The 7,975-nt window shown below is 64.7% G+C and carries 7 protein-coding genes; 2 read left to right on the forward strand and 5 right to left on the reverse strand.

What is annotated here, in order from left to right; genetic code table 11:
• Positions 1–71: 71 nt before the first annotated feature.
• Positions 72–998: a bestrophin family protein gene (locus F6X40_RS24825; protein ID WP_187629590.1), complete on the forward strand. Its 927-nt coding sequence runs from the start codon at positions 72–74 to the stop codon at positions 996–998.
• A gap of 31 nt (positions 999–1,029) precedes the next feature.
• Here F6X40_RS24825 and F6X40_RS24830 read toward each other — a convergent pair whose 3' ends face one another.
• The 5 genes from F6X40_RS24830 to apbC form a co-directional block, all read right to left on the reverse strand.
• Positions 1,030–1,764, reverse strand: coding sequence for a lysozyme inhibitor LprI family protein (locus F6X40_RS24830; RefSeq protein WP_262421533.1), 735 nt, complete (start codon positions 1,762–1,764; stop codon positions 1,030–1,032).
• 14 nt (positions 1,765–1,778) lie between these two features.
• Positions 1,779–4,064, reverse strand: coding sequence for an arginine/lysine/ornithine decarboxylase (locus tag F6X40_RS24835; protein WP_018419715.1), 2,286 nt, complete (start codon positions 4,062–4,064; stop codon positions 1,779–1,781).
• A 90-nt stretch (positions 4,065–4,154) separates the two neighbouring features.
• The gene (gene dcd, locus F6X40_RS24840) at positions 4,155–4,724 is read right to left on the reverse strand and encodes a dCTP deaminase (RefSeq protein ID WP_008924193.1); all 570 of its coding nucleotides are present in this window, start codon (positions 4,722–4,724) and stop codon (positions 4,155–4,157) included.
• A 205-nt stretch (positions 4,725–4,929) separates the two neighbouring features.
• A complete protein-coding gene (locus F6X40_RS24845; RefSeq protein ID WP_090803451.1) occupies positions 4,930–5,466 on the reverse strand; it encodes a superoxide dismutase family protein in 537 nt (178 codons plus the stop codon).
• A 130-nt stretch (positions 5,467–5,596) separates the two neighbouring features.
• On the reverse strand, positions 5,597–6,685 hold the full coding sequence (apbC, locus tag F6X40_RS24850; RefSeq protein ID WP_184021091.1) for an iron-sulfur cluster carrier protein ApbC: 1,089 nt from the start codon (positions 6,683–6,685) through the stop codon (positions 5,597–5,599).
• Between the two features lie 340 nt (positions 6,686–7,025).
• Between apbC and F6X40_RS24855 the strand changes: the two genes are divergently transcribed.
• Positions 7,026–7,679, forward strand: a complete 654-nt coding sequence (locus F6X40_RS24855; protein WP_184007820.1) for an OmpA family protein — start codon at positions 7,026–7,028, stop codon at positions 7,677–7,679.
• Positions 7,680–7,975 lie beyond the last annotated feature (296 nt).

Raw genomic sequence — 7,975 nt, forward strand, 5'->3', positions numbered from 1 at the left:
GGTTTTCCTGTTTGGGGACGCGAAAAGCGACCGATAATAGGCGCTCTATCTCCTGGCCGAACCGCTTTGCCATGATCATCCGCCCGCATCTCCACTGGTTTCACATGCTGCTCGCGTGGCGCGGCTCGGTGCTGCCGCAGTTGCTGCCGCGGCTCCTGCTGATCTTCTTCATCTCGATCATTGCGCTCGCCGCACACGATCATCTGCTGCCCGTCAGCCTGAACCTGAACTCGATCGCGCCGTTCTCGCTGGTCGGCATTGCGCTCGCGGTGTTTCTCGGCTTTCGCAACAACGCGAGCTACGACCGCTGGTGGGAGGCGCGCAAGCTGTGGGGGCAGTTGCTCAATGAGTCGCGCTCGCTGACGCGCCAGGCGCTGACACTGCCGTCGCGCGAGTTGCCCAAAGAAGAAGCCGCCGCGTTCCTGGCGATGCTGAGCGCGCTCCCGCATGCGCTGCGTCATCAGTTGCGCAAGACCGAACCGCGCGACGACCTTGCCGCGCGGCTGCCCCGCGCACTGTTTGAACGTGTGATTGGATCGCGCTACAAGCCAGCCGCGCTGTTGCTGTGCCTCGGCGAATGGGTGCAGCGCGCGGCACGCGCGGGGGCGCTCGATCCGATGGCGGTGCTCGCGTTCGACCGCAATCTGAGCGGGCTGTCGGATGTGATCGGCGGGTGCGAGCGCATCGCGTCGACGCCACTGCCGTTCGCGTATTCGGTGATGATCCACCGCACCGTGTACTTCTTCTGCGCGTCGCTGCCATTCGGACTCGTCAATAGCATCGGCATTTTCACGCCGGTGTTCGCGGTGTTCGTCGCGTACACGTTCATGGCGCACGAAGCGATCGCGTCGCAGCTCGAAGAACCGTTCGGCACCGACGACAATGACCTCGCGCTCAACACGATGTCCGCGATGATCGAGGATGCGATGCGCGATCTGCTCGGCGAGCCGGCGCTCGCGCCGCCGCAGCCGCGCGAAGACCGCTATCAATGGGATTGAATGCGCGGTGGGCCGCGCCCGTCGGCGACCGTCAGTGGTTGCCGGCCGTTTCGGAGAGCCGTTTGATCGTCGCGACGCGCGCGCCGATGATGTCGATACGCCCGTGCTCGTCGACGAGCCGGGTCGACGCCGTCAGATACGCGCTCCACGCGCGTTGCGCGTGCACGAGCGTCGGCCGCGATTGCGCCGGCATCTTCGATTCGAGCACACGATAGTAGCGGTTCAGATCGAACATCGCGTGTTCGCAACGCGCGTCGGCGTTGCAGGCGCGCGGCCGGCGCGGCGCCGGACCGTTCGCATCGGCGAGCGCGCTGCGCAGCGCGAGCGCGCGGTCGCGCACCGGCTGCAGCTGCATGTCGGCTTCGGAAAGCACGTACATCGAACCCTGGGTCGTGGCGAAGACCGCGGCGAGCAACTGCTTCTCGGCATCGCGCGACGCGAGCCAGCTCGACTGGCTCCTTTCCCACAGCCTGCGCCGCGCGGGCGGCAGCTTCGCGAGCAACTGCTGGTACGCGTTGTCGACCGCGACCTTCCAGCCGATGCGCGCAGCGTCCATGCACTGCACCTGCCCCATCGTCGTCGACATGTCGGCGCGCGCGAGACACGCGCGCATCGACGCGTCGATCGGATCGGCGGCGGCCACCTCGGCATGCGCCGCCGGACTCGCGATGCCGCCGAACACCACCGTGCCGGCCGCCAGCGCGAAGGCCAGCACGCCGGCCCCGCGCCGCCAGCGGCCGATCGCTGCCAGGCCCGGCAGAAACATCACCCACCCCATCGTCAGATGCGCACGCAATCGACGAAGTATTCGATGCGCCCGTTGACCATTTCGCCGACGAGCCCGTGGATATCCGTATGGAAGCCCGGGAAGCGCTCGTTGAACTCGCGCGCGAAACGCAGATAGTTGACGATGGTCCTGTTGAAACGCTCGCCCGGAATCAGCAGCGGAATGCCCGGCGGATACGGCGTCAACAGGATCGACGTGACACGGCCTTCGAGCTCGTCGATCGGTACCCGATCGATCTCGCGGTGCGCGAGCTTCGCGAACGCGTCGGAGGGCTTCATCGCCGGCTCCATGCTCGACAGGTACATCTCGGTCGTCAGACGCGCGATGTCGTTCGCGCGATACACGCTGTGGATCTGCTGGCACAGGTCGCGCAGGCCGACACGCTCGTACATCGGATGATGCTGCACGAACTCGGGCAGCACACGCCACAGCGGCTGGTTGTTGTCGTAGTCGTCCTTGAACTGCTGCAGCTCGGTCACCATCGAGTTCCAGCGGCCCTTCGTGATGCCGATCGTAAACATGATGAAGAACGAGTACAGGCCCGTCTTCTCGACGATGATGCCGTGCTCGGCCAGGTACTTCGTGACGATCGCGGCCGGAATGCCGGTTTCGCCGAAGCCGCCGTCCATGTCGAGACCCGGCGTGACGATCGTCGCCTTGATCGGGTCGAGCATGTTGAAGCCTTCGGCGAGCGGGCCAAAGCCGTGCCATGCGTCGTTGGGACGCAGCATCCAGTCGTCGCGCGAGCCGATGCCTTCCTCGGCGAACTGGTCCGGGCCCCACACCTTGAAGAACCAGTCGTCGCCGTATTCGGTGTCGACCTTGGTCATCGCGCGGCGGAAGTCGAGCGCTTCAGCGATCGACTCCTCGACGAGCGCGGTGCCGCCCGGCGCTTCCATCATCGCCGCGGCCACGTCGCACGACGCGATGATCGCGTACTGCGGGCTCGTCGACGTATGCATCAGATACGCCTCGTTGAAGCGATGCTTGTCGAAGCGGCTGTTCTTCGAATCCTGCACGACGATCTGCGACGCCTGCGAGATGCCGGCGAGCAGCTTGTGCGTGGAGTGCGTTGCGTACACCATCGCGCCGATGCGCGGACGGCCCGCGCCGATGGCGTGCATGTCCTGATAGAACTCGTGGAATTCGGCGTGCGGCAGCCACGCTTCGTCGAAGTGCAGCGTGTCGAGCCATTCGCCCAACATCTCCTTGATCATCTCGACGTTGTAGATCACGCCGTCGTAGGTGCTTTGCGTGATCGTCAGAATGCGCGGCTTCAGGTTCGGGTTCTTCGCGAGCGCTTCGCGCGCGAACGGGTTCGCCTCGATCTTCTTGCGGATGTTCTCCGGTTCGAACTCGCTGCGCGGAATCGGGCCGATGATGCCGAAGTTGTTGCGGGTCGGCGTCAGGAACACCGGGATCGCGCCGGTCATCGTGATCGCGTGCAGGATCGACTTGTGGCAGTTGCGGTCGACCAGCACGATGTCGCCCGGCGCCACCGTGCCGTGCCAGACGATCTTGTTCGAGGTGGAGGTGCCGTTGGTCACGAAGAACACGTGGTCGGCGCTGAAGATGCGCGCGGCGTTGCGCTCCGAGGCCGCGACCGGACCGGTATGGTCGAGCAGCTGGCCCAGTTCGTCGACCGCGTTGCAGACGTCGGCGCGCAGCATGTTCTCGCCGAAGAACTGGTGGAACATCTGGCCGAGCGGGCTCTTCAGGAACGCGACGCCGCCCGAGTGACCCGGGCAGTGCCACGAGTACGAACCTTCTTCCGCGTACTGCACCAGTTCCTTGAAGAACGGCGGCGCCAGCGAGTCGAGATACACCTTCGCCTCGCGGATGATATGGCGCGCGACGAACTCCGGCGTGTCCTCGAACATATGGATGAAGCCGTGCAGCTCGCGCAGGATGTCGTTCGGCAGATGGCGCGAGGTGCGCGTTTCGCCGTACAGGAAGATCGGAATATCGGCGTTGCGGCGGCGCACTTCGGTCACGAACGCGCGCAGCGCGACGATCGCGGCGGCAAGCTCGGGCGTCTCGCCTTCGACGACCACGTTATCGACGTACGGCAGCAGCTCGTCGTCGTCGATCGACAGGATGAAGCACGACGCACGGCTCGACTGCTGCGCGAACGAGGTCAGATCGCCGTAGCTCGTCAACCCGAGCACTTCCGCGCCTTCTTTCTCGATGGCTTCGGCCAAAGCCCGGATGCCGGAACCCGAGATGTTCTCGGAGCGGAAATCTTCGTCGATGATGACGACGGGGAAACGGAACTTCATGGGCGATTCTCCAAAAAGAAAACGACCGCTGCGTTACGTAAAAGGCGCAGCGGTCACCCGAATAACTGGTGGGTCAAGACGCTGCCGGCGTCACGTTTTCGGCAACGTGACGCCGTGCTGACCTTGATACTTGCCGCCGCGATCCGCATACGACGTTTCACAAATCTCGTCGCTTTCGAAAAACAGCACCTGGGCGACGCCTTCGTTCGCGTAAATTTTCGCAGGCAAAGGTGTCGTATTCGAGAATTCGAGCGTGACGTGGCCTTCCCATTCCGGCTCGAACGGCGTCACGTTGACGATGATCCCGCAGCGCGCGTAGGTCGATTTGCCGAGGCACACGGTCAGCACGCTGCGCGGAATACGGAAATACTCGACCGTGCGCGCGAGCGCGAACGAGTTCGGCGGGATGATGCAGACGTCGCCCTTGAAATCGACAAACGACTTCTCGTCGAAGTTCTTCGGATCGACGATCGTCGAGTTGATGTTGGTGAAGATCTTGAATTCGTCGGCGCAGCGGATGTCGTAGCCGTAGCTCGAGGTGCCGTAGCTGACAATCTTCCGGCCGTCTTCGGAGACGCGAACCTGATCGGGCGCAAACGGCTCGATCATCTTGTGCGACTCGGCCATGCGCCGGATCCACTTGTCAGATTTGATGGTCATAGGTGAGAGCTGCTCGACGTGAATATCAGGTGTGACGAAAGATAGATGAAAACGGCCGGCGGCGGCGCCCAGCCGGCAAAGGCCGCTTATTTTACGCGATCACGGAGACGCTGCCGCAGATGGCGCGAGGCGCGCCCGATGAAGGGGGTCCGCCGACTGGCACGACGCCGTGGCGGGACGGGCGCGGCGAAAGCGCGCTCGCGCTTCACTGCTGGCGAATCACGCCGCAGGCGATCGCCGCGCCCGCGCCATGCTGAGGGTAAGCGTAGGGATCGGTCGCATCGCGGTGGAGCAGTACCGCGCGCTGCAGCACCGAGCGGATGCCGTCGAGCGACACGTCCGGCGCGACGATGAAGCCGGTGGCCACGCCGTTCGCGTCCGCATGGATGTTGCCGAGATCGCCCTCGACGCGCGCGCCGGCCTTGAGCCGTTCGGCCGCCGGCGAAAACACCGGACCGGCGCTGGAGCCGTCGGCGGCGTTGCAGTCGCCGCGCTCGTGCACCTGCAGCGCGTGGTCGCTATTGGGCGGCAAGCCCGTGAGATTGTAGGTGACCTGGACGCCGTCCGAGCGCTCGATAAAGGTCACGAGACCGTGCGCCTGATTGCCCACGGTGGGCAGCAGTTGCGCGTCGGCGCGCTTTTCCTGTGGTCTCAGGAATACGCCACAGCCGCTCAACAGCACACAGCCGGCAGTCAGGACGATGAACGCATGTACCGCGTGCCCGTCGATTCGTTTTCCCATGCGATCCTCTTGTCGGCCTGGCGGCTGCCCCTGCGGCCGCCGAGCCGAACTCGTGAAGTCGACATGATACCGCGAGAGTTCGTGAAAATAGGGATCGAGATCACCCCTAATCCCTCGCCCGAACGGCCGCTCAGGTGTTCTGCACGACGATGTTCGGAAACTTCGAGCTCATGTCGCGCGCGCGTTCGGCGATATGCACCGCGACCTTGCGCGCGATCGAGCGATAGAGCTCCGCAATGCGCCCGTTCGGGTCCGCGACGACCGTGGGACGGCCCGAGTCGGCCTGCTCGCGGATCGTGATGTCGAGCGGCAGGCTGCCGAGCACGTCGACGCCATACTCCTTGCCCATGCGCTCGCCGCCGCCGGCGCCGAAGATGTGCTCCTCGTGCCCGCAATTCGAACAGATGTGCAGGCCCATGTTCTCGACGATGCCGAGAATCGGGATGCCGACCTTTTCGAACATCTTGAGGCCCTTCTTCGCGTCGAGCAGCGCGATGTCCTGCGGCGTCGTGACGATCACGGCGCCCGTAACCGGCACGCGCTGCGCGAGCGTCAGCTGGATGTCGCCGGTGCCCGGCGGCATGTCGACGATCAGATAGTCGAGTTCGTGCCAGTTGGTCTGGCGCAGCAGCTGTTCGAGCGCCGAGGTCGCCATCGGGCCGCGCCACACCATCGGGTTGTCCGCCTCGATCAGGAAACCTATCGAGCTGGCCTGCACGCCGTGGCCGGTCATCGGGTTCATCGATTTGTCGTCGGGCGATTCGGGGCGGCCCTCGATGCCGAGCATGGTGGGCAGCGACGGGCCGTAGATGTCGGCGTCGAGAATGCCGACCGCCGCGCCCTCGCTCGCGAGCGCGAGCGCGAGATTCACGGCGGTCGTGCTCTTGCCGACGCCGCCCTTGCCCGAGGCAACCGCGACGATGTTCTTCACGCCGGGCAACAGTTTCACGCCGCGCTGTACGGTGTGTGCGGCAATCTGTTGCGAAACCTCGACGCGCACGTTCGCGACGCCGGGCACCGCGCGCAACGCGTCGGCGAACCGCTGGCGGATCGCGTCGAACTGGCTTTTCGCCGGGTAGCCGAGCGTCACCTGAAGGTTGACCGCGTCGCCCTCCACAACCACGTTGCGGATGCTCTTCGCGGCCGCGTACGGCGCGCCCGTGTTGGGGTCAGTGACGGCCGCGACGGCGGCGTCGACCAAAGCCCGATCGATACTCATTGATACTCCGTGGGGAAGAGGTGCGGCGCGGCGAGATGGACCGATCGGCCACGCGGCGGAATTTGCAAGAAATTGTTATGCGGCATTGCGAAAATCGAACGTGCCGGGCACCCTTCGGGGCACGCGGGACGCCGTAGGGTCGCATCGCTGTGTGTTTCAGGCACTATTGTAGTGTCTGACGGCACACGGTGCCCGAAGACCCTTCTTCGCTGTAGGACCGCGCGAAGCAAGGCGCAGGAATCGTTCCCGAACTTTCTGAGTGGTCAGTGCATTGCCGTAATGTTCGCTGCATAGACTGACCGCTACCCGCTAGCTCATTCGCACTCGAAAGGAAACCAAAATGAATGCAAGAATCATGACTCGCGTGGCCGTATTCGCCGTGGCCGGCTCGCTGGTGGCAGGCTGCGCAACTCAACAGGGCACTAACACAGCAGTCGGCACCGGCGTGGGCGCTGGTGCCGGCGCGGCGATCGGCGCGATCTTCGGCGGCGGCAAGGGCGCGGCGATCGGCGCAGCCACCGGCGCCGCGGTGGGCGGCATCACCGGCTACAACTGGGACAACATCCGCAACCGCATGTCGGGCGCGACCAAGGGCACCGGCACGCAGATCACCGAGCAACCTGACGGCTCGCTCAAGCTGAACATCCCGAGTTCGGTCACGTTCGACACCAGCAGCTACGCGATCAAGCCGTCGTTCGCACCGGTGCTCGACCAGCTCGCACAGACGCTGCAGCAGAATCCCGAAGTCGTCGCGTCGGTCGTCGGCCATACGGACAGCACCGGCTCGCTGCAATACAACGAGACGCTGTCGGTCAATCGCGCGCAGAGCGTGACCGGCTATCTGGCGCAACGCGGCATCGCGCCGCAACGCCTGTCGGCCACCGGCATGGGCCCGAACCAGCCGATCGCCGACAACAACACCGAAGCCGGCCGTGCGGCCAACCGTCGCGTCGAGATCTATCTGCGCGCCACAGCCCAGCACGCGACCCAATAAGGGCAACTCTCGAGGAGAAGGCACCGCCGGGCCGGCCGGGCGTTTCAGCCGCACGCGCCCGGCTTGCGGCCGGGACGAGCCGCCGGACCGGTTAGTCGACGGATCGAAAAAAATTTCGAACTCTGCGGAAAATCCGCGGTCTGTCTTTACGGTACGTGGCTGGCGAAGCCATCACGTCACCATTCTCCTCTTGTCGTTGTTGCTCCGGGGTTTATCGACCCCGGTTTTTTTTTGCCCGCGCGGTTTTGCACCCCGCTTCGCCAGGCATCGTTCCTGGCTGTCCCCCACCGCAGCTC

The organism is Paraburkholderia sp. UCT31 (assembly GCF_014397655.1).
GTDB lineage: Bacteria > Pseudomonadota > Gammaproteobacteria > Burkholderiales > Burkholderiaceae > Paraburkholderia > Paraburkholderia tuberum.

Bases quoted from the DNA above. Each gene is read 5' to 3' on its own strand.
- F6X40_RS24845 (WP_090803451.1), bottom strand. From the start codon at position 5,466: ATGGGAAAACGAATCGACGGGCACGCGGTACATGCGTTCATCGTCCTG.
- F6X40_RS24855 (WP_184007820.1), top strand. From the start codon at position 7,026: ATGAATGCAAGAATCATGACTCGCGTGGCCGTATTCGCCGTGGCCGGC.
- dcd (WP_008924193.1), bottom strand. From the start codon at position 4,724: ATGACCATCAAATCTGACAAGTGGATCCGGCGCATGGCCGAGTCGCAC.
- F6X40_RS24830 (WP_262421533.1), bottom strand. From the start codon at position 1,764: ATGTTTCTGCCGGGCCTGGCAGCGATCGGCCGCTGGCGGCGCGGGGCC.
- apbC (WP_184021091.1), bottom strand. From the start codon at position 6,685: ATGAGTATCGATCGGGCTTTGGTCGACGCCGCCGTCGCGGCCGTCACT.
- F6X40_RS24825 (WP_187629590.1), top strand. From the start codon at position 72: ATGATCATCCGCCCGCATCTCCACTGGTTTCACATGCTGCTCGCGTGG.
- F6X40_RS24835 (WP_018419715.1), bottom strand. From the start codon at position 4,064: ATGAAGTTCCGTTTCCCCGTCGTCATCATCGACGAAGATTTCCGCTCC.